This window comes from Pantoea sp. alder81 (assembly GCF_020179835.1).
GTDB lineage: Bacteria > Pseudomonadota > Gammaproteobacteria > Enterobacterales > Enterobacteriaceae > Pantoea.
On sequence record NZ_JAIUDA010000001.1, the window covers coordinates 246,018 to 267,483 of the forward strand.

Annotated in this window: 16 protein-coding genes; 12 read left to right on the forward strand and 4 right to left on the reverse strand. The window is 55.0% G+C overall.

Annotation, left to right across the window (positions count from 1 at the left end; translation table 11 throughout):
- Nucleotides 1-16 precede the first annotated feature (16 nt).
- The 6 genes from LBW88_RS01185 to LBW88_RS01210 all read left to right on the forward strand — a co-directional run bounded on the left by LBW88_RS01185 (nucleotide 17) and on the right by LBW88_RS01210 (nucleotide 8,542).
- Entirely contained in the window at nucleotides 17-1,126 is a 1,110-nt protein-coding gene (locus LBW88_RS01185; protein ID WP_224929709.1) for an SLC13 family permease, read from the forward strand.
- Nucleotides 1,127-1,313: 187 nt separating this feature from the next.
- Complete coding sequence (locus LBW88_RS01190) at nucleotides 1,314-2,441, forward strand: HlyD family secretion protein (protein ID WP_224929707.1); 1,128 nt, start codon at nucleotides 1,314-1,316, stop codon at nucleotides 2,439-2,441.
- Nucleotides 2,438-4,006: a DHA2 family efflux MFS transporter permease subunit gene (locus LBW88_RS01195; protein ID WP_224929705.1), complete on the forward strand. Its 1,569-nt coding sequence runs from the start codon at nucleotides 2,438-2,440 to the stop codon at nucleotides 4,004-4,006. The genes LBW88_RS01190 and LBW88_RS01195 overlap by 4 nt, the downstream gene beginning before the upstream one ends.
- A 1-nt stretch (nucleotide 4,007) precedes the next feature.
- Complete coding sequence (locus LBW88_RS01200) at nucleotides 4,008-5,525, forward strand: efflux transporter outer membrane subunit (RefSeq protein ID WP_224929702.1); 1,518 nt, start codon at nucleotides 4,008-4,010, stop codon at nucleotides 5,523-5,525.
- Between the two features lie 837 nt (nucleotides 5,526-6,362).
- Nucleotides 6,363-6,764: an H-NS family nucleoid-associated regulatory protein gene (locus LBW88_RS01205; protein WP_224929700.1), complete on the forward strand. Its 402-nt coding sequence runs from the start codon at nucleotides 6,363-6,365 to the stop codon at nucleotides 6,762-6,764.
- Nucleotides 6,765-6,949: 185 nt separating this feature from the next.
- Nucleotides 6,950-8,542: an ABC-F family ATPase gene (locus LBW88_RS01210; RefSeq protein ID WP_224929697.1), complete on the forward strand. Its 1,593-nt coding sequence runs from the start codon at nucleotides 6,950-6,952 to the stop codon at nucleotides 8,540-8,542.
- A gap of 476 nt (nucleotides 8,543-9,018) precedes the next feature.
- Here the strand turns inward: LBW88_RS01210 and moeB are convergent, their stop codons facing one another.
- Entirely contained in the window at nucleotides 9,019-9,774 is a 756-nt protein-coding gene (gene moeB, locus LBW88_RS01215; RefSeq protein ID WP_224929694.1) for a molybdopterin-synthase adenylyltransferase MoeB, read from the reverse strand.
- A complete protein-coding gene (gene moeA, locus LBW88_RS01220) occupies nucleotides 9,774-11,009 on the reverse strand; it encodes a molybdopterin molybdotransferase MoeA (RefSeq protein ID WP_224929692.1) in 1,236 nt (411 codons plus the stop codon). The genes moeB and moeA overlap by 1 nt, the downstream gene beginning before the upstream one ends.
- A gap of 228 nt (nucleotides 11,010-11,237) precedes the next feature.
- Here moeA and LBW88_RS01225 point away from each other — a divergent pair, with 228 nt between their 5' ends.
- The 5 genes from LBW88_RS01225 (at nucleotide 11,238) to gsiD (ending at nucleotide 17,552) form a co-directional block, all read left to right on the forward strand.
- Entirely contained in the window at nucleotides 11,238-12,203 is a 966-nt protein-coding gene (locus tag LBW88_RS01225) for an isoaspartyl peptidase/L-asparaginase family protein (RefSeq protein WP_224929689.1), read from the forward strand.
- A 9-nt stretch (nucleotides 12,204-12,212) separates the two neighbouring features.
- Nucleotides 12,213-14,066, forward strand: a complete 1,854-nt coding sequence (gene gsiA, locus LBW88_RS01230) for a glutathione ABC transporter ATP-binding protein GsiA (RefSeq protein ID WP_224929686.1) — start codon at nucleotides 12,213-12,215, stop codon at nucleotides 14,064-14,066.
- A gap of 64 nt (nucleotides 14,067-14,130) precedes the next feature.
- Nucleotides 14,131-15,666, forward strand: a complete 1,536-nt coding sequence (gene gsiB / locus LBW88_RS01235; RefSeq protein ID WP_224929683.1) for a glutathione ABC transporter substrate-binding protein GsiB — start codon at nucleotides 14,131-14,133, stop codon at nucleotides 15,664-15,666.
- 49 nt (nucleotides 15,667-15,715) lie between these two features.
- The gene (gsiC, locus tag LBW88_RS01240) at nucleotides 15,716-16,636 is read left to right on the forward strand and encodes a glutathione ABC transporter permease GsiC (protein ID WP_224929680.1); all 921 of its coding nucleotides are present in this window, start codon (nucleotides 15,716-15,718) and stop codon (nucleotides 16,634-16,636) included.
- 10 nt (nucleotides 16,637-16,646) lie between these two features.
- A complete protein-coding gene (gene gsiD / locus LBW88_RS01245; protein ID WP_224929677.1) occupies nucleotides 16,647-17,552 on the forward strand; it encodes a glutathione ABC transporter permease GsiD in 906 nt (301 codons plus the stop codon).
- A 183-nt stretch (nucleotides 17,553-17,735) separates the two neighbouring features.
- On the opposite strand, the gene LBW88_RS01250 is transcribed toward gsiD, so the two are convergent.
- Nucleotides 17,736-19,400: a methyl-accepting chemotaxis protein gene (locus LBW88_RS01250; protein ID WP_224929673.1), complete on the reverse strand. Its 1,665-nt coding sequence runs from the start codon at nucleotides 19,398-19,400 to the stop codon at nucleotides 17,736-17,738.
- A gap of 114 nt (nucleotides 19,401-19,514) precedes the next feature.
- Between LBW88_RS01250 and LBW88_RS01255 the strand changes: the two genes are divergently transcribed.
- Nucleotides 19,515-19,964: a DUF4385 domain-containing protein gene (locus LBW88_RS01255; RefSeq protein WP_224929670.1), complete on the forward strand. Its 450-nt coding sequence runs from the start codon at nucleotides 19,515-19,517 to the stop codon at nucleotides 19,962-19,964.
- Here the strand turns inward: LBW88_RS01255 and rimO are convergent.
- Nucleotides 19,961-21,286, reverse strand: coding sequence for a 30S ribosomal protein S12 methylthiotransferase RimO (gene rimO, locus LBW88_RS01260; RefSeq protein WP_224929667.1), 1,326 nt, complete (start codon nucleotides 21,284-21,286; stop codon nucleotides 19,961-19,963). The two genes, LBW88_RS01255 and rimO, sit on opposite strands and share 4 nt — an antisense overlap.
- Nucleotides 21,287-21,466 lie beyond the last annotated feature (180 nt).

Consider the following 21,466-nt stretch of genomic DNA (forward strand, 5'->3'; position numbering starts at 1 on the left):
AAGGCCTTCCGCCATCATGCCCATCGTGCTGCGTTCCTTAATGCGTGATCGTATTTTGCATTTGTTGTTGCTGTTGGGTGTGATTTTATTGCCGCTGGCGGAGTTTCGCTGGCCGCAATTGCCCGCCGCCGTTGACTGGCACACTATCATGACGCTCACCGGGCTATTGATGCTGACCAAAGGGCTGGAAAACAGCGGCTATTTTGATGTGCTCGGCGCGCGTCTGGTGCAGCGCTTTCAACATGAGCGCACACTGGCGCTGTTTATGGTGTGTGCCGCCGCGCTGCTTTCCACTTTTCTCACCAACGATGTGGCGCTGTTTATTCTGGTGCCGCTGACGCTCACGCTGCGCAAATTCTCGCGCCTGCCGATATCTCGTTTAATCATTTTTGAAGCGCTGGCGGTGAATGCCGGATCGCTGCTAACGCCGGTGGGCAACCCGCAAAATATTCTGTTATGGAGCCACGGTACACTCAGCGTACCGGGCTTTATCCTGCAGATGGCACCGTTGGCTGCCGTATTGATGATCAGCCTGATGGCGCTGACCTGGTACAGCTTTCCCAAACGAACCATTCAGAAACATGCGCAAAGCGAAGCGCATCAGTGGCATAAACCGCTATTTATCATCAGTGTGTTGCTCTATCTGGTGTTTATTGTGGCTTTAGAGCTAAAAATGACCGGATGGGCACTCTTGTTGGTGGCGGCATGCTTCCTGATTATGGCGCGCAGCGTATTAATCAGTATCGACTGGAGCTTGCTGCTGGTATTTGTCGCGATGTTCATCGATGTGTTTTTACTGATGCATCTTTCCTTGCTGCAGCCGCATTTCGCCGCAATAAGCCAGTTGAGTGAAGGCGGTTTATATTTGCTGGCGATCGGCCTTTCACAGGTCATCAGTAATGTGCCGGCGACCATTCTGTTGCTGCAAAAAGTGCCGCCGTCAGAGGTATTGGCATGGGCCGTCAACATTGGGGGATTTGGCTTGCTGCCGGGCTCACTGGCTAATCTGATTGCGCTGCGTATGGCGCAGGACAGCAAAGTCTGGTGGCGCTTTCACCTGTTTTCTCTGCCCATGCTGGCGTGGTCGATGCTGTGTGGCTGGTTCCTATTGCACTGGTTAAAATAAGCCTGCCATTTTGTTCTGCACCTTGAGCTGACGCGCTGGTTATTCAGCGCGTTATCGCACTCAGTGGCAGAAAATGCGTTGATTGTTGGCTTGTGTAAAGTTGTACTGGCATTTGTCAATTTTCGATCTAAGGTTAAGTTGACCGTTTTTGCCCGTGGATCGGGATCACAGCCAGCGATGATAACCTATGAGTGATAACCACAATCAGCCGCCCGCTCGCGAGCAGCAGGATGCGCAGCACGCTTCAGACTCCAGCCAAGACAACGAACCACAACGTAAACGCCCCGGCAAAAAGCCCCTGATCATTCTCGCCATCGTGGTGGTGATCATGCTGGTGGTGGGGCTGTGGTTCTGGTTCACTACGCGCAATATTGAAACCACGGATGATGCCTTTACCGAAGGCGATGCGGTGACCATCGCACCGAAAGCGGCCGGTTATGTGGTGAAACTGCTGGTAAAAGACAACCAACGAGTGAAGCAGGGCGATTTGCTGGTGGAGATCGACCCGCGTGACACCAGTGCCCAACGCGATCAGGCCAAAGCCCAGCTTGGTCTGGCTCAGGCGCAACTGCATCAGGCCCAGGCGCAATTAGCGCTGTCACGCGTGCAGTATCCGGCGCAGCGCGATCAGGCATTAGCCGATCAAGCCAAAGCTCAGGCCAATCTTTTGAATGCGCAGGCGGACTATCGTCGTCAGCGCGGCGTGGATCCCCGCGCGACCTCACAGCGCAACATTGATACCGCGGCCGCGCAGCTGCGATCCGCTGAAGCACAACTGCAAAGCGCCAAAGCGCAGGTCGAAGTGGCTTCGCAGGTGCAATTGCAGATTCGTCAGCAGGAAACCAACGTAGAAGCGCGCCAGCAGCAGGTTGAGCAGGCGCAGGCACAGCTCAACACCGCCGAACTGAATCTCTCTTATACACAAGTGCGTGCCCCGTACGATGGTTTTGTCACCAAGCGCAACGTACAGGTCGGCACGCTGGTGCAGGCTGGTACCGCGCTGTTTTCACTGGTGTCGCCGGATATCTGGATTAACGCCAACTTCAAAGAGTCGCAGCTGGCGCGCATGAATCCTGGTGACAAAGTGGATATCAGTATTGATGCCTGGCCTGATATGAAGCTGGAAGGACATGTCGACAGCGTGCAGATGGGTTCCGGCTCGCGCTTCTCCACCTTCCCGGCTGAGAATGCCACCGGTAACTACGTGAAGATTGTGCAGCGCGTGCCGGTGAAAATTGTCATCGATAAAGGATTGGATCCGAATCATCCGCTGCCACTGGGTCTGTCGGTTGAGCCGAAGGTCACCGTAGAATGAGTGCGAGCGAAAGCTGGCGTCCGGCCAGCAATCCCTGGCTGGTCGCCATCACGGTGACGCTGGCGGTGTTTATGGAGATCCTCGACACCACCATCGTCAACGTGGCGCTGCCGCACATCGCCGGTTCACTCTCTTCCAGTTACGACGAATCCACCTGGGTACTGACTTCCTATTTGGTGGCCAACGGCATTGTGTTGCCGATCTCCGCCTTCTTTAGCCGCTTGTTCGGGCGTAAACAGTTCTTCCTGATCTGTATTGTGATGTTCACCATCTGCTCATTCCTGTGCGGCATCGCCACAGAACTGTGGCAAATCATTCTGTTCCGCGTGTTGCAGGGCTTTTTCGGCGGCGGTTTGCAGCCGGTGCAGCAATCGGTACTCCTCGATTATTTTAAAGCGGAAGATCGTGGCAAAGCCTTTGGTCTCTCCTCGATTGCGATTATCGTCGCACCCGTTATCGGTCCAACGCTTGGTGGCTGGATCACCGATAACTACAGCTGGCGCTGGGTGTTCTTCATCAATATCCCGGTCGGGATTTTAACGGTGCTGGCGATCTATCAGCTGCTGGAAGATCCGCCGTGGGAGCGCAAGTGGGCCAAGGGCAAGCTGAAGATCGATTACATCGGCATCAGCCTGATAACCCTTGGTCTGGGCTGTTTGCAGGTATTTCTCGACCGTGGTGAAGATGAAGACTGGTTTGCCTCGCACTTTATTCGCCTGTTTTGCATGCTGGCGGTGATTGGCATTGTCGGCGCAGTCTACTGGCTGCTGTACGCCCGTAAGCCGGTGGTGGATATCACGGTAATGAAAGATCGCAACTTCTGGGTTGCCGGTTTACTGATGGCGGGCATGGCGATGATTCTGTATGGCAGCTCGGTGGTACTTCCACAGCTGGCGCAGCAGGATCTCGGCTATACCGCCACCTGGTCGGGGCTGGTGCTGTCGCCCGGCGCGGTATTGATTGTGCTGACGATTCCGCTGGTGCTGAAACTGATGCCCATTGTGCAAACGCGCTATATCATCGCCTTTGGTTTTACCTGCCTTGCCAGCGCGTTTTTCTATTCCACGACCTTAACGCCAAACGTTGATTTCACCACCCTGGTCTTAATGCGCAGCGCACAGTCCATCGGGCTAGGTTTCCTGTTTGTGCCACTCACTACCATCGCCTTTATCACGGTGCCGCAGCGGCTTAATGCGGATGCTGCTGCGCTGTTTACCATGTTCCGTAATGTGGCGGGATCGATCGGCATTTCACTGGCAACGGCAGGGATCACTGAGCGTATGCAAACGCGGTCGGCGAGTATGGTGCATAACATGACGCCGCTCAACGAGCCGTTCAACCTCACCTTGCAGCATTGGGCGCAGTCGATTCGCGACTTCACAACTGCGGTGGGCGATCCGCTGACGCTGGCGACGGGTCAGCTGTACAAAGAGATGATTGCGCAGGCGCGTATCCTTGCGTACATCGACGTATTTATGGGCCTGAGTATCGTGGCCTTGCTGTTGATTCCTTTTTGTTGGTTGCTTTCGCCGATCAAGAGCGAAGGCAGTGCAGGAGCACACTAAAATGATCACCTCTCCGCGCTTGAGTTTGCTGGCGCTGTCTCTGCTTCTGGCAGGTTGCGCTGTGGGCCCTGATTATCAGCCACCTCATGCGCAGACACCGGGCAGTTATCGCGATTTGCCGTCGCAGGAAGCTTCAAAACCGCAATCGGCGGCCATCAACCCGCTATGGTGGAAAAGCTTTAATGATCCACAGCTGGATAGCCTGATCGAGCGCGCCATCGCCGGTAACTTATCTTTGCAGCAATCGGTGTTGCGCATTGCCGGCGCGCGTGAGCAATTGGCGCAGGCACGCGGCGGACTTTTTCCGTCACTTAATGGCTCGGCAAAAGCCACACGTCAGCAGTTGGGTTTAAAAGGCATACTGAAATCCAACGGGGTTTACGATCAGGTGGACAGTGACGTCGCCAATCAGCTGAACGGGCTCGATCATTCTGTCACCCTTTATCAAGGCAGCTTTGACGCCAGCTGGGAGCTGGATCTGTGGGGCAAAGTCCGTCGGCAGATGGAAGCCGCAGACGCACAGCAGCAGGCTGCTGTTGAGCAGCGCAATGACGCGCTGGTGTCGCTCGAAGCGGAAGTGGCGCGCGCCTATTTGCAACTGCGTGGCGCGCAAGCGGTGCTCAACACGCTGCAGCAGCAAATCGATGTGGCGCAGCAAACCTGGGAACTGACGCAAAGCCAGCAGCGTAACGGCATGGCACCGCTAACTGATGTGGAAAATGCGCGTGCACAACTTGCCTCTCTAAATGCGCAATTGCCGGGTTATCAGTCGCAGGAGCGTCAGGCCATGAATGGCTTAGCGGTATTACTGGGCAAAACGCCGGGCGCACTGGATAACGAGCTGATGAGCAGCAAAGCGTTACCGGCGCTGCCGAAAATGGTGGCGGTGGGAATCCCATCCACGCTGGCGCGGCGACGTCCGGATATTCGGCAGGCGGAAGCCAATCTGCATGCGCAGACCGCCAACATTGGCGTCTCGGTGGCGGATCTGTTCCCCAGCCTGTCACTGACGGGACAGCTCGGGGTTCGCAACACCGATGCCAGCTATCTGGATGACTGGAGCAGCCATTTTTATAGCATCGGACCCTCGCTCTCCATTCCGATTTTCCAGGGCGGGCGTTTAGTTTCCAGTGTGAAACTGGCGCGCGCGCAGCAGGCCAATGCGGCGCTGGAATATCGTCAGACGGTGCTGACCGCGCTGCAGGATGTTGAGAATGCGCTGGTTAGCTACCGCGCCGATCAGCAGCAGGTCACCGCTCTGGATGAAACCACTGGCGCATTGCAGAGAGCGTTTGATCTCGCCAGCGATAGCTATAAGCAGGGCATTTCCACCTTCCTGGATGTGCTGGATGCACAGCGCCAGTTAGCGCAGGCGGAAGCGCAATCGACACAGGCGCGAATGCAAAGCGCGCTGGATTTGGTGGCGCTCTACAAAGCGCTGGGCGGCGGCTGGGAGCCGTATCAGAACGTGGATTTACCTGAATATTCGGTGTTCGGGCCGGCCACCACGGTGCCTTAAAACAAGGTGGCGAACGGCTCAGCACCGTTTCAATTATTTTTAAACTGAGTCGTCACGCTGTGATTCAGCGGTTATCCTGGGCGAATACCATCATGTAGTACGCCCCAGCCTGTTAAAACGGCAGTCATACGCCATAAGGTGACATTAATTGCCAACCCTGGCAGGGGGGCTATTTTGGTATTAAGGCACGTTCTCGGCATCAGGATGCCTGGAAGGATTAGCGGTTTTATCCCTCGCGTTCTTTATTTTTTCGCACTGACTGGAATAGGGAACGCGAGTTCTGTTTTTCGTTGAGCACCGTAAACACGAAATCGCTCACTGGAAAGTTCGAGCATTATTTGCACGACTGGTTGTCAAATGAAGAACCGCAACCGCAGTTGACGCCCGCCCTGAAGAAAAGCCCGTAACCTGAGGTTACGTTTTATGAAGATAAAAGCCGGTGCATGCGCCGGCTTTTTATCGTAAAGGGAGATAAAAATGCGATTGTGCCCTCAACGGTGAAAATATAATAATCACCTGTGAAAATAGATTTTCGTCCATAACATTAATCCTGATTAATCTGCCAACGCACTTCAGCCGAACAGGACATTAGTGGCTAAATGCTTGTTTATCAGCCGGGAATAACCGCTGAAATCGGTACCAGTTCCAGCGGGTGGTACTAAACTGCTGTTGTTAATTCGCCGTTAATTAAAGCTTATCGCTGGGGTAATCGCTCAAATTGTGAATACGCTAATCTGTTAGGAATTATCCGTCCGCATAAATTAATTTATTTTTTTATTTGAATTGGGTAGTCTTGCCGCTACAGTTTATTAAAACCCCATATGCAAGGACATTGTGATGAGTGACGCATTTAAAGTTCTGAACAACATTCGCACATTACGTGCGCAAGCTCGTGAACTGCCATTGACCGATCTGGAAGAGATTCTGGAGAAATTAACCGTTGTTGTGACTGAACGTCGTGACGAAGTTAACGCCGAAGAAGCGCAGAACCGCGAGAAAGAAGAAAAGCTGTCTAAATATCGCGAAATGCTGTTGGCTGACGGTATTGATCCGAACGAATTGCTGGGTGCGCTGGAAACCGGTAAAAAACGCGCGAAGCGTGCACCGCGTCCGGCTAAATATTCTTACACCGATGAAAACGGTGAAGAGAAATCATGGACCGGCCAGGGCCGTACCCCAGCAGCGATTAAGAAAGCGCTGGACTCAGGTAAAAGCCTGGACAGCTTCCTGATCAAATAATCTGCACAATCCTTGTAAGCGGGAGCCGGAGATGACATCGTCTTCGGCTTTTTTATTTCTCTTTTTGCAACAACGCGTTCAGCATTTCATCTTCACGCTAACAGGCGCAAAGGTGGCGTCCTGATGCCCGTTTCTGGCATAATGCCCGCTGTTTTTTCCTCCATCGCGTAACAAAGGTCAATGCCGTGTTAGTTTCCAGCAATATCACTATGCAGTTCGGCAGTAAGCCGCTGTTTGAGAATATCTCCGTTAAGTTTGGCGGCGGTAATCGTTACGGTTTAATCGGTGCGAACGGCAGCGGTAAATCGACCTTCATGAAAATACTGGGCGGCGACCTGGTACCGACCAACGGTAATGTTTCACTCGACCCTAACGAGCGTATCGGTAAGTTACGTCAGGACCAGTTTGCCTTTGAGCAATTTAGCGTACTCGATACGGTGATTATGGGTCACGCCGAATTATGGGCGGTGAAGGAAGAGCGCGATCGTATTTATGCTTTGCCAGAAATGAGCGAAGAGGAAGGCTATAAAGTTGCCGACCTGGAAGTTGAATACGGTGAAATGGATGGTTACAGCGCGGAATCTCGTGCCGGTGAATTATTGCTGGGCGTGGGCATTCCAGTGGAACAGCATTACGGTCCGATGAGCGAAATCGCACCAGGTTGGAAATTGCGTGTGCTTTTGGCGCAGGCATTATTCTCAAACCCGGATATTTTGCTGCTCGATGAACCGACGAACAACCTGGATATTGATACTATTCGTTGGCTGGAGCAGGTGCTAAACGAACGTAACAGTACCATGATCATCATTTCGCATGACCGTCACTTCCTGAATATGGTGTGTACGCATATGGCGGATCTGGATTACGGCGAACTGCGCGTGTATCCGGGTAATTATGACGAATATATGACTGCGGCAACCCAGGCGCGTGAACGTCTATTATCTGATAACGCGAAGAAGAAAGCGCAAATTTCCGACCTGCAATCCTTTGTTAGCCGTTTTAGCGCCAACGCCTCTAAATCTCGCCAGGCCACCTCGCGCGCTAAACAGATTGATAAAATCAAACTGGATGAAGTGAAAGCCTCAAGTCGTCAGAACCCTTATATGCGTTTTGATCAGGACAAGAAGCTGTTCCGAAATGCGCTTGAAGTCGAAACCATGACGAAAGGGTTTGATAACGGTCCGCTGTTTAGCAAATTGAGTCTGATGGTTGAAGTCGGAGAGAAAGTCGCAATTCTGGGCGCCAACGGTATCGGTAAAACCACTCTGCTGAAAACGCTGATTGGCGAACTGACGCCTGACAGCGGCACGGTTAAATGGTCTGAGAATGCGTTGATTGGTTATTACGCGCAGGATCATGCCGAAGATTTCGCCGATGACCTGAGTGTGTTCGACTGGATGAGCCAGTGGAAGCAGGAAGGTGATGACGAGCAAGCGGTGCGCAGTATTCTGGGCCGTCTGCTGTTTGGTCATGATGAAATCAAGAAGCCAGCTAAAGTGCTGTCCGGTGGTGAGAAAGGCCGCATGCTGTTTGGCAAGCTAATGATGCAGAAGCCGAACATCTTGATCATGGATGAACCGACTAACCACCTCGATATGGAATCGATTGAGTCGCTTAACCTGGCTCTCGAGGCCTATGAAGGCACGCTGATTTTCGTCTCGCATGACCGTGAGTTTGTTAGCTCGCTGGCCACCCGCGTGATGGAGATGAAAGGCGATCGCATTGTCGACTTCACCGGCAACTACGAAGATTATCTGCGTAGTCAGGGTATTGTTTAAAATCGTTATGTTGCCTGAAAGTCCCGGACTTTCAGGCATAAATGGTGGGCCGCTCCGTAAAGACGGCGTGAATACCTCCCTGCAGCCTCGGTCGCCGCATCCCTGCGGTGGGCGCTTTGTTCTGGTTTGCCATTTCGCCTGAGAGTTCTGCACCTTCAGGCACAAATGGTGGGCCGCTCCGTAAAGACGGCGTGAATACATCCCTGTAGCCTCGGTCGCCGCATCCCTGCGGCGAACGCTTTACTCCGGACCCACCATTCCTGCCTTTATCAATGTATGTGCCCTCTTTTGGTTAATTCAGTCTGCACGACCTGTGCGGTTTAAACAGCAACACTAGGGGTTATAGGGAAGATAAGGTTCGCCCGAAGAGCAAAGCGTCTGGGCCACGGATGGCCCAGCCGATCGGCATGGATGCCGGTTCCCTTTGCGATCGGCCGGACCTTATCTGACCCGACTCCTGGCCTCCAGCACCTTAATTATTTCTGGCCGCACACCTCGCAATGCCTATCCTGCATAACATTCATGCTACGGAATTCTGCACTCATCGCGTCATAGATCAACAAGCGTGCACGGGCAGGTTGCCCCAACGCGGTCAGCACTTTTATTGCCTCTAAAGATTGCATCGCGCCAATCACGCCCACTAACGGCGCCAACACGCCGGCTTCTACGCAGCTCAATGTCTGCTCGCCAAACAAGCGACTTATGCAGCGATAGCACGGTTCGCCCGGCTGCCAGGTAAACACGCTGAGCTGACCTTCCATGCGAATGGCCGCGCCGGAAATCAGCGGCACCTTGTGCTGGTAACACAAACGATTGATCTGTTCACGTGCACTGACATTATCCGTGCAGTCCAGCACCGCATCATGGCGCGCGATCAGGGCACTGAGTTGCTCATCATCCAGCTGTGCATCAATCGCTTCGAGCTGGCAGTGCGGATTAATCGCCGCCAGCTGCTGACGCGCAGACTCCACTTTTGCCAGGCCGATGGTGGCATCACTGTGCAAAATCTGGCGCTGTAAATTGCTGAGGCTGACGGTGTCGAAATCCAGCAAAGTAAGATGACCTACGCCCGCCGAAGCAAGATAGGGTGCGGCGGCACAACCCAGCCCGCCGAGACCAACGATTAGCACCCGTGAGGCTTTCAGCTTCTCCTGACCGTCAAAATCAAAATCCCGCAGCACGATCTGACGGTTGTAACGCAGCATCTCTTCATGGCTCAGTTCGACGCTCATTAGCCCTCCAGCAGGCTATTGAAAACTTCAACCTCAACCCATTCGCCAGGTTCAACATCCGCACGGTCGCGCTCAAGCACAATAAAGCAGTCGGCCAGGGCGAAAGAGCTAAACACGTGCGAACCCTGGGCGCCGGTGCTGCGCACTTCCAGTACGCCGTCTTCACCACGACTGAGAATACCGCGCTGGAAGTCGAGGCGGCCAGGCGACTTCTTCAAACGCTGGGTAGCGCGGGCGCGTTGGCGCAGCGGCATAATGCGCGTGGTCTGGCCGGTAAGGGTGGCGAGTAAAGGCTGCACCAGCTGATAGAAGGTCACGGCGGCAGACACCGGATTGCCGGGCAGGCCGCAGAACCAGCTGTTGGCCAGACGGCCAAAGGCGAAAGGTTTGCCCGGCTTCATCGCCAGCTTCCAGAAGGTAATCACGCCTAACTCTTCCAGCATCGCTTTGGTGAAATCCGCTTCGCCGACGGATACGCCGCCAGTGCTGATTACCACATCTGCCTGACGATCGGCCTCGCTGAACGCCTGACGCAGCGCCTCGGGATCGTCCGCAATCACACCGAGATCGATCACTTCGCAGCCCAGTTTGTTGAGCATCAGCGATACGGTGAAGCGATTGGTGTCGTAGATTTGACCGTCCGCCAAAGGTTGGCCTACTGCCTGCAACTCATCGCCGGTGGAGAAAATTGCTACGCGCAGTTTGCGCAGCACGCTGACTTCGGCAATACCCAATGAAGCCAGCAGCGGCAACTCGGCGGCGCCCAGGCGAACGCCCGCATCCAGCACCTGTTTACCGGCCTCAATGTCTTCACCGATGCGGCGGATATTTTGACCCGCATTCACAGCGGCGGTGATGACGATACCGCCCTCACGCTGCTCGGTTTGCTCCTGCATTACCACGGCATCACAACCGGCAGGAATCGGCGCACCGGTCATAATGCGAATCACGCTGCCGGCTGGCCATTCGCCGTTGAACGGCGCGCCGGCAAAGGCTTTGCCTGCGACCGGGAATTCGCGGTCCGGCGCGATATCGCTAAGACGTACGGCATAACCGTCCATTGCCGAGTTATCAAACGGTGGCACATCCAGCGGGGAAGTGACCGGTTTCGCCGTGATGCGTCCCGCCGCTTCAAACAGCGAGACGCTGAGGCAATCGCTGATGGGCGTGAGCTGTTGCAGCATTTTTTGCTGCGCGTCTTCGAGGGAGATTAATCCTGCGGTGAAAGGTTCCATGTCTGTCTCTGCGTGATGAATTTCTGATGCTGCCTATTATGGTGGCATTTGTCGGCCGAGTCACATGTGACTAAAAATGCATAATCCACAATAAAAGGTTATGACCGGAGATACACTTTCTGCTTTACAAGCCGGGAGTGCCTTTCTATAGTCGAAAATTGCCTAAAAAAGATGAAAACCATTCTAAATCAGTGTTTTTGGTTCTGATTTCCTGACAGGGTACCGGTTATGGCTAAAGCAGTTATCGCAATTCACGGCGGTGCGGGCGCAATCACGCGTGCCGCTATGAGCGCTGAAAAAGAGCAGCACTATCGTCAGCAACTAAACGCAATCGTTACCGCAGGTCAGCAGATTCTCGCCGCAGGCGGCAGCGCGCTGGATGCGGTTACCGAGGCGGTGCGGCTGCTGGAAGAGTGCCCACTGTTCAACGCAGGCAAAGGCGCGGTATTTACCCATCAGGGCACCCACGAACTGGATGCCAGCATTATGGATGGCCGCACTCTCGACGTGGGTGCGGTGGCGGGCGTCAGCCACATTCGTAACCCGATCCTGGCGGCGCGTAAAGTGATGGAAAACAGTCCGCACGTGCTGTTTATCGGCGCGGGTGCAGAAGCCTTTGCCGCTGAACAGGGGCTGGAACAGGTTGCGCCGGATTTCTTCTCCACGCCTGAACGCTGGGAGCAGTTACAGCGTGCGCTGAGCAGCCAGCAGATGGTGCTCGATCATGATGGTGCCGCGCAAAGTCACAGCGATGACCCGCTCGATCCCGATCGCAAATTCGGCACCGTGGGTGCGGTGGCGCTCGATCTTCAGGGTAATCTGGCGGCCGCCACTTCAACAGGCGGTATGACTAACAAGCAGGTCGGGCGCGTTGGCGATTCGCCGCTCGTCGGCGCGGGCTGCTACGCTAATAATGAAACTGTCGCGGTGTCCTGTACCGGCACGGGTGAAGTGTTTATCCGCACGCTGGCCGCTTATGACGTTTCCGCACAGATGGAGTATGGCGGTCGTAGCCTGCAGCAAGCCACTGCCAACGTGATTCATGACAAAGTTCAGGAGCTGGAAGGCAGCGGCGGGCTGATTGCCGTCGACAGGCACGGCAACGTGGTATTGCCCTTTAACAGTGAAGGGATGTATCGGGGATTCGCTTATGTAGGTGGCGAAGTCGAGGTAGCGATTTACCGCGATAGCTAAGGAGCAGGCATGACGCAGCAGCAGCAGTTTGCACCCGAGCAGGTTCTGGCGGTGCGTGACCTCAACGTACGTTTTGAGCATGAAGGGCGAATCACCGAAGCGGTGCGAAATCTGTCGCTTGACCTGCACCGAGGCGAAACCCTGGCGCTGGTCGGTGAATCAGGCTCAGGAAAATCGGTGACCTCGCTGGCGCTGATGCGTTTGATTCAGCAGGCGGGCGGCGATGTCAGCGGCGAGATCCAGCTGCGTCGACGTAACGGCGAAGTGCTGGATGTTATGCGTGCCTCTGCCGGTCAAATGCGCAAAGTGCGCGGCGCCGATATGGCGATGATTTTCCAGGAGCCGATGACCTCGCTCAACCCGGTTTTCACGGTGGGTGAGCAGATAGCCGAATCCATTCGTTTACATCAGGGTAAAAGTCACCAACAAGCGCAGGCCGAAGCACGGCGTATGCTGGATCTGGTGCGCATACCTGAAGCCCACAGCGTGTTATCGCGTTTTCCGCATCAGCTCTCCGGCGGCATGCGCCAGCGCGTGATGATTGCCATGGCGCTGTCGTGCAAACCGGCGTTGCTGATTGCCGATGAGCCCACTACCGCGCTGGACGTCACCATTCAGGCGCAAATTCTGCAGCTGATTCGCGTGCTGCAAAAAGAGATGCAGATGGGGGTGATTTTTATCACTCACGACATGGGCGTGGTGGCGGAGATGGCCGATCGCGTGCAGGTGATGTATCGCGGCGATGTGGTTGAGCGTGCGCCAGTGCAGCAACTGTTTGATGCGCCTCAGCAGCCTTATACCCGCGCCTTGCTGGCGGCAGTACCGAAGCTGGGTGCGATGAGCGGCCAGCCGCTGCCCGCGAAATTCCCCTTACTGCACACCAATGGCCGAGAAGAGATCGCCACCCCGCAGGATACGGTGCGCAGCGATGAGCCACCCATTTTGCAGGTGCGCGATCTGGTGACGCGCTTTGATATTCGTGGTGGTTTACTCAATCGCGTGAAGCACCGCGTGCATGCGGTGGAGAAGGTCAGCTTTGATCTGCACGCTGGCGAGACATTGGCGCTGGTGGGCGAATCTGGCTGCGGAAAATCCACCACGGGTCGATCGCTGCTGCGCCTGGTCGCCAGCCAGGGCGGCACTATTACTTTTAATGGTCAGCGAATTGACGCGTTGCAGGGCAACGCGCTGGCGTCACTGCGCCGCGATATCCAGTTCATTTTTCAGGACCCTTACGCCTCCCTCGATCCGCGCCTGACGGTGGGTTTCTCGATTATGGAACCGCTGCTGGTGCACAAAACCATGGATCGGCGACAGGCGGAAAAGCGAGTCGCCTGGCTGCTGGAGCGCGTCGGTTTACTGCCGGAACATGCGCAGCGCTATCCACATGAGTTTTCAGGCGGCCAGCGCCAGCGCATCTGTATCGCCCGCGCGTTGGCACTGAACCCTAAAGTGGTGATCGCCGATGAGTCAGTCTCGGCGCTGGATGTGTCGATTCAGGCGCAAATCATCAATCTGATGCTCGACCTGCAGCGCGAATTTGGCATCGCCTTCTTATTTATTTCTCACGATATGGCGGTGGTAGAACGCATCAGCCATCGCGTGGCCGTGATGTATCTCGGACAGATTGTGGAAATGGGGCCGCGTCAGGCGGTGTTTGAGCAACCGCGCCACCCTTACACGAAAAAACTGATGGCCGCGGTGCCGGTCGCCGATCCGGCGCACCGTCATCGCGAGCGGGCGTTAATGGTGGATGAGATACCCAGCCCGATCCGCCCATTGGGTGATGAGCCAGAAGTGGCGCCGTTACTGGAAGTGGCACCCGGGCATTTTGTTGCCCGCCACGCCATTAGCGGCGCCTGAGCAGCAAGCAACCGCGTCATCCACGGATGTCGCGCATGACAGGGATTACAGGAGAACGATAACAATGCACCACATTATGCGAAAAGGGGTTATCACTGCCGGGTTGTTGAGTTCAGCGTTGGCGATGCCAGCGTGGGCAGCGAAGGACGCGGTGATTGCTGTGGCGTCAACCTTTACCACTATGGATCCGTACGACGCCAATGACACATTGTCGCAGTCGGTGGCCAAGGCGTTCTATCAGGGACTGTTCGGCTTCGATAAAGACATGAAGCTGCAAAACGTGTTAGCGGAAAGCTATCAGGCGAGCAGTGATGGTTTAACTTACACCATCAAACTTCGCTCAGGCGTGAAGTTCCAGGATGGCACCGATTTCAACGTGGAAGCGGTGAAGGCCAACATCGATCGTGCCAGCAATCCCGACAATCACCTCAAGCGTTATAACCTGTTCAAGTATGTCGCCAGCACCGAAGCGGTGGATCCGACCACGGTGAAGATTACCCTGAAGCAGCCGTTCTCGGCCTTCATCAATAATCTGGCGCACCCGGCGGCAGTGATGATTTCGCCTACCGCGCTGAAGAAATACGGCAAGGACATTGGCTTCCATCCGGTCGGTACCGGTCCGTATGAGTTTGTTACCTGGAATCAGACCGACTTCGTCAAGGTGAAGAAGTGGGATGGCTACTGGAAGAAAGGTTATCCGAAGCTGGATAGCATCACTTTCCGCCCGGTGGTGGACAACAACACCCGTGCGGCGATGTTGCAGACCGGCGAAGCGACTTTTGCTTTCCCGGTGCCGTTTGAGCAGGCCAAACTGCTGCAGGGCAACAGCAAACTTGATGTGGTCACCACGCCATCAATCATGCAGCGTTACATCAGTCTCAACGTGACGCAGAAGCCGTTTGATAACCCGAAAGTGCGTGAAGCGCTGGAATACGCTATCAACCGTGAGGCGCTGGTCAAAGTGGCGTTTGCTGGTTATGCCACACCAGCCACCGGCATCGTGCCACCGGCGATTGATTTTGCGCAGAAATACCCGGCGATCAAATATGACCCGGCCAAAGCACGTGAGCTGTTGAAAGAAGCCGGCTTCCCGAACGGTTTCGAAACCACTTTGTGGTCATCTCATAACCACAGCACGGCGCAGAAAGTGTTGCAGTTCACTCAGCAGCAGCTGGCGCAGGTCGGTGTGAAGGTTAAAGTCACCGCGATGGATGCTGGTCAGCGTGCCGCAGAAGTCGAGAGTAAAGGGCAGAAAGAGAGCGGTGTGCGCATGTTCTACACTGGCTGGTCTGCTTCCACAGGCGAAGCTGACTGGGCGCTGACGCCACTGTTTGCCACCACCTCCTGGCCGCCAGCCATCTTTAACACGGCGTTCTACAGCAATCCGCAGGTGGATAAAGATCTGAGCGATGCACTGAAAACCACCGATCGTGAGCAGAAAGCCAAACTGTACAAAGACGCTCAGGATCGCATCTGGAACGATCATCCGTGGATCCCGCTGGTGGTTGAGCAGTTGCTCTCCGCGAACAATAAAAACCTCACCGGTTTTTATGTCATGCCCGACACCTCATTCAATTTTGATGAGGCGGATCTGAAGTAACAGGCGCGGCCAGCCTTGCGAGGCTGGCCGCTGCTGCGCAGGATTTTGCATGCTCAACTATTTTCTCAAACGATTACTGGGGCTGATCCCCACGCTGCTGATTGTCGCGGTGCTGGTGTTTCTGTTTGTCCACCTGCTGCCGGGCGATCCGGCGCGCCTGATCGCGGGTCCGGAAGCGGATGCCTCAGTGGTGGCGCTGGTGCGTCAGGAGCTGGGCCTTGATCAGCCGCTGACCCAGCAGTTCTGGCACTTTATCCTCAATGCCTTGCAGGGAGATTTCGGCCAGTCGATGGTGTCGAAACGCCCGGTCTCGGAAGAGATTGCCGCACGCTTCTTCCCGACGCTGTGGCTGACGCTGACCAGCATGGTGTGGGCAGTGATTTTCGGTATGACCATCGGCATTACATCGGCCGTCTGGCGCAACCGCTGGCCCGATCGTATCGGCATGACGCTGGCCGTATCCGGTATCTCCTTTCCTGCTTTTGCCTTGGGCATGCTGCTGATGCAGGTGTTCTCTGTGGAGCTGGGTTGGTTGCCGACCGTCGGTGCCGACAGCTGGAAACACTATATTCTGCCGTCCATCACCCTGGGCGCGGCGGTCGCGGCGGTAATGGCACGCTTTACCCGCGCCTCGTTTGTCGAGGTGATGCAGGAAGATTATATGCGCACCGCGCGCGCCAAAGGGGTTCGTGAATCGCTGGTGGTGGTCAAGCACGGCCTGCGCAATGCGATGATTCCGGTGGTGACCATGATGGGCCTGCAGTTTGGTTTCCTGCTCGGTGGCTCGATTGTGGTGGAAGTGGTGTTTAACTGGCCCGGTTTAGGCCGCTTGTTGGTGGACTCGGTGGAGATGCGTGATTACCCGGTGATTCAGGCCGAAGTATTGCTGTTCTCGCTGGAGTTTATTTTGATTAATTTGATTGTCGATATGCTGTATGCGGCGATCAACCCGGCCATCCGTTACAGATAAGGAGTCGCAATTGAAGAACTGGCGACGCGCAGCGGCATTGAAAACCATGCCGATGATGACGGAAACCCGGGTACGTACGCCGTGGCGCGAATTCTGGCGCCGCTTTCGCCATCAACATGTGGCGATGGTGGCGGGCTTATTTGTGCTGCTGTTGATTGTGGTGGCGTTCGTCGCACCGTTAATCGCCCCGTTTGATGCGGAAAACTATTTTGACTATGACCGGCTGAATGACGGACCGTCGATGATGCACTGGTTTGGCGTGGATTCGCTGGGACGTGACATTTTTAGCCGCGTGCTGGTCGGCACGCGCATCTCACTGATTGCTGGCTTCTTCTCGGTGGCGATCGGTGCGCTAATTGGCACGGTGCTGGGATTGCTGGCGGGCTATTACGAAGGCTGGTGGGATCGGATTACCATGCGTATCTGTGATGTACTGTTTGCTTTCCCCGGTATTCTGCTGGCGATTGCGGTGGTGGCGATCATGGGCAGCGGCATGAGCAACGTGATTGTGGCGGTGGCGATTTTCAGTATTCCGGCGTTTGCTCGTCTGGTACGTGGCAACACGCTGGTGCTGAAACACCAAACCTTTATTGAATCAGCCCGCAGTATCGGCGCATCCGACTGGACGATTATTATGCGTCACATTCTGCCCGGGACGGTGTCATCGATTGTGGTCTATTTCACCATGCGTATCGGGACGTCGATTATCACGGCAGCAAGTTTGTCTTTCCTGGGTTTGGGCGCTCAGCCACCTACGCCGGAATGGGGCGCGATGCTCAATGAAGCGCGTGCCGATATGGTGATTGCGCCGCATGTGGCAATCTTCCCCAGTCTGGCGATTTTCCTGACGGTGCTGGCGTTTAATCTGCTGGGGGATGGGCTGCGGGATGCGTTGGATCCGAAGTTAAAAACCTGAAATGTTGAAGAGGTGCGCATGAATGCGCACCCTACGAAATCCCACTTCGTACATTGGTCCGCCATAAATCTGCACCCTACGAGATCCCACTTTCGTACGTTGGTTCGCCATTAATGTGCACCCTGCAAACCTGCACTTGTTCCTGTAGGGTCGCCATTCATGGCGACCAGGTTTTTTGTCGACTCAGAAAGTTTCCCAGTTGTCGTTGCTATGTGCACCGGCAGCTGGAAGGGCACGTGGTGGTGCGACAGGGGCTTTCGCCGTGTTTGTCACCGGTGCGATCACTGCCCGCGTCCCGGTTTTAAAGCGCGCCACCGCGGAGGATAGACTGCTGGCTTGCTGCTCCAGCGAAGCCGAGGCGTTAGCGGATTCCTGCACCAGCGTGGCGTTCTGCTGCGTCACGCGATCCATCTCGTTCACCGCCACACCAATCTGATCGATGCCGCGACTCTGCTCGTCAGAAGCTGACGCAATTTCGCCCATGATATCGGTCACGCGCGTCACCGCACTGACGATCTCCTGCATGGTATCGCCCGCGCTGCTCACCTGCTGTGAACCTAAATTAACGCGCTGCACGGAACCCTCAATCAGCAGCTTAATCTCTTTCGCTGCCTGCGCACTGCGCTGTGCCAGATTACGTACTTCACCCGCGACCACCGCAAAACCACGCCCCTGCTCACCGGCGCGTGCGGCCTCCACGGCAGCATTCAGCGCCAGAATATTGGTCTGGAAGGCAATACCATCGATCACGCTGGTGATATCAGCGATTTTCTTCGAGCTGTCGGCGATATCGCGCATGGTTTTCACTACGCCATCCACCACGTTGCCGCCTTTGTCAGCGGTTTCCGAGGCAGTTTTCGCCAACTGTGTCGCCTGACGCGCGTTATCGGCGTTTTGTTTTACGGTTGCGGTCAGCTCTTCCATGCTGGCGGCAGTCTCTTCCAGCGAGGCGGCCTGTTGTTCGGTACGGGAGGAGAGATCGTTATTACCGTTAGCGATAGCGCTGGCACTGCCGAAAATGGCATCCGCACTGTCGCGCACATTGTTGATCGTGCCCAGCAGTGCTTGCTGCATATGGTTGAGGCTCGCGGCAATGGCGGCCATTTCACTGTGTCCTTCAATCTTCAAACTGGCGGAGAGATCGCCATCGGCAAAGCGCTCCATCTGCTGCTGAACTTGCTTCATCGGCGCTAACAGGATGCGGCGAACCAGCAGCCACACCACCAGCAGCAACAGCACCACAATCACTGCCATCACAGCAACCATCACCAGCATATGCTGATAAGTGCTATCGTTATCTGCAGCGCGGGAATTGATTAACTGAACGTTGTCGCCACGCCACTGCTTGTAGGCCGCTTCCAAATCATCCTGTGCTTGCTGTGCATCCAGCTCGCCATAGGCGGCGTAGTTGTTGGCTTGCAGGAACACAGCGGATTGATTTAAAAGCTGATAATAAGCGGTAAATTTGCTTTCAATGCGCTCGGCGGCTGCCGCACTTTGCCCTGCAATACGCGGGACACTTTTGTAGCGGTCAAAGTGCTGTTTGGCTTCATCAAGCGAGGCGCCCGCGGAAACCAGCAGCTTGTTGATGGCAGCGCGTGAAGCATCATCGGTCTGGTTTTTCAGGATGCGAATCGCCACGCGGTTGATGATAACGCGCGTTTTCACCAGCGTTTGCCAGCTATCGGAGAACTCACGTTGTTGATGCGATAGTTGGTTACTGGCGGTGAAATTATGCTGGCCAGCAATCAGGGAAGATAAAAACAGTGAGCCGGAGATGGCCTGCATAGCGGTGAATACCAACAGCATCAATATGATGGCAGTCACAATTTTCATTTTCGTTAACATGATTTTCCCTGAGCAAAGTAGGCTAGTAGAGAAGTTATCGGTGTAAAAGCACATTGCTTAAGAGCCGCAAAAAAATAATTGCAGTAAGTGATAATGTCGTGCAGGAGAAATGCAGTGAAACCCTTTGATTACGAACAAGACTTTAAGAATATCGATTTCCGACAGCAGCCAGATCTTTATCAGGTAGGACGCGGTGAGCAGGGGGTATTGATGGTGGAGCCTTATAAGAGCGAAATTCTGCCATTCTGGCGCTTCCGGACCGTGGAATTGGCTCAGGAATCTTCCGTTCAGATCATGCAGTTGTTTGAGGACTATCGCGCACAAGACGACTTTGTCGGCATGGATATGGCGCGAAAATTTATTCAGATGGGATATACCCGCGCGCGCCGTTATAGCAATCACAAAGGCGGACGTAAATATGATGCGGACGGTAACGAGTTACCGCGCACCACTGAAAAAGAAAAGGCCGCAGCGGCGGCCATATTCAAATCATGTTGGGATCGGCTGAGATCGGATACCGATTATCTGGCGCGCAAACGTGCGCACCAGCAGCAGCACGGTTAAACGCGCGTACCCCATAAATCGTACTCATCGGCGTGTTCAACTTTGACACGCACCACATCACCGACTTTCACCTGACGATCGCCATTCAGATACACCGCGCCGTCGATCTCAGGTGCATCGGCCATGCTGCGGCCAACCGCGCCTTCTTCATCCACTTCATCGATGAGTACCAGCACTTCACGGCCGATTTTCTCCTGCAGACGTTCGCTGGAGATTTTCTGCTGCAGCTGCATGAAGCGATCGAAACGCTCCTGCTTCACCTCTTCTGGCACCTGGTCCGGCAGTTGGTTGGCAGTCGCGCCTTCAACCGGGCTGTACTGGAAGCAGCCGACACGATCCAGGCGCGCTTCCTTCAGGAAGTCGAGCAGCATCTGGAAATCTCCTTCGGTTTCACCAGGGAAGCCGACGATAAAGGTCGAACGCAGCGTCAGTTCCGGGCAAATTTCACGCCAGCGTTTGATGCGCTCCAGCGTCCGTTCAACCGCACCAGGACGCTTCATCAGCTTCAGAATGCGCGGGCTGGCGTGCTGCAATGGAATATCGAGGTACGGCAGGATTTTGCCTTCGGCCATCAGCGGAATCACGTCATCCACATGCGGGTACGGGTAGACATAGTGCAGGCGCACCCATACGCCGAGTTTCGCCAGCTGCTCGCACAGGCTCACCATGCTGGTTTTCACCGGGGATCCATTCCAGAAACCGGTGCGGTGTTTCACGTCAACGCCGTAAGCCGAAGTATCCTGTGAGATCACCAGCAGCTCTTTCACGCCAGCTTCCACCAGACGTTTGGCTTCATCAAGCACCGAACCAATCGGACGGCTATCAAGATCGCCACGCATGGACGGGATAATGCAGAAGGTGCAGCGATGGTTACAGCCTTCGGAGATTTTCAGGTAAGCGTAGTGGCGTGGCGTCAGCTTAACGCCTTGCTCTGGCACCAGGCTCAGGAACGGGTTGTGCTCCGGCTTTGGCACATAGGTGTGCACGTGTGACAGCACTTGCTCGTAGCTGTGCGGACCAGTGATCTCCAGCACCTTGGGATGCACTTCACGGATCTGATCCACTTTGGCGCCGAGGCAGCCGGTAACGATCACTTTGCCGTTCTCGTTCAGCGCTTCACCAATCGCTTCCAGTGATTCCTGTACGGCGCTATCAATAAATCCACAGGTGTTAACGATGACGATCTCCGCATCATCGTAGCGTGGCACCACATCGTAGCCTTCAGTACGCAGTTCCGTCAGGATGCGTTCAGAGTCGACGAGGTTTTTTGGGCAGCCGAGTGAGACGAAGCCTACGCGCGGCGGATTTTTGACATGGCTCATAAGGATAATAATTCATCATAATTAGTGTGGATAGGCGGGGGATTGTACAGAGGTTGCGAGGGAAAATGTATAGGTGATGTAAGAATCTCCTTAACCGCAAAATGAGTGTTTCCCGCTATGCTTATCAGAGCCGTTATCAGCTCAAATCGTCGCCGATTAGCTTTGCGGCTGCGAAGCGTT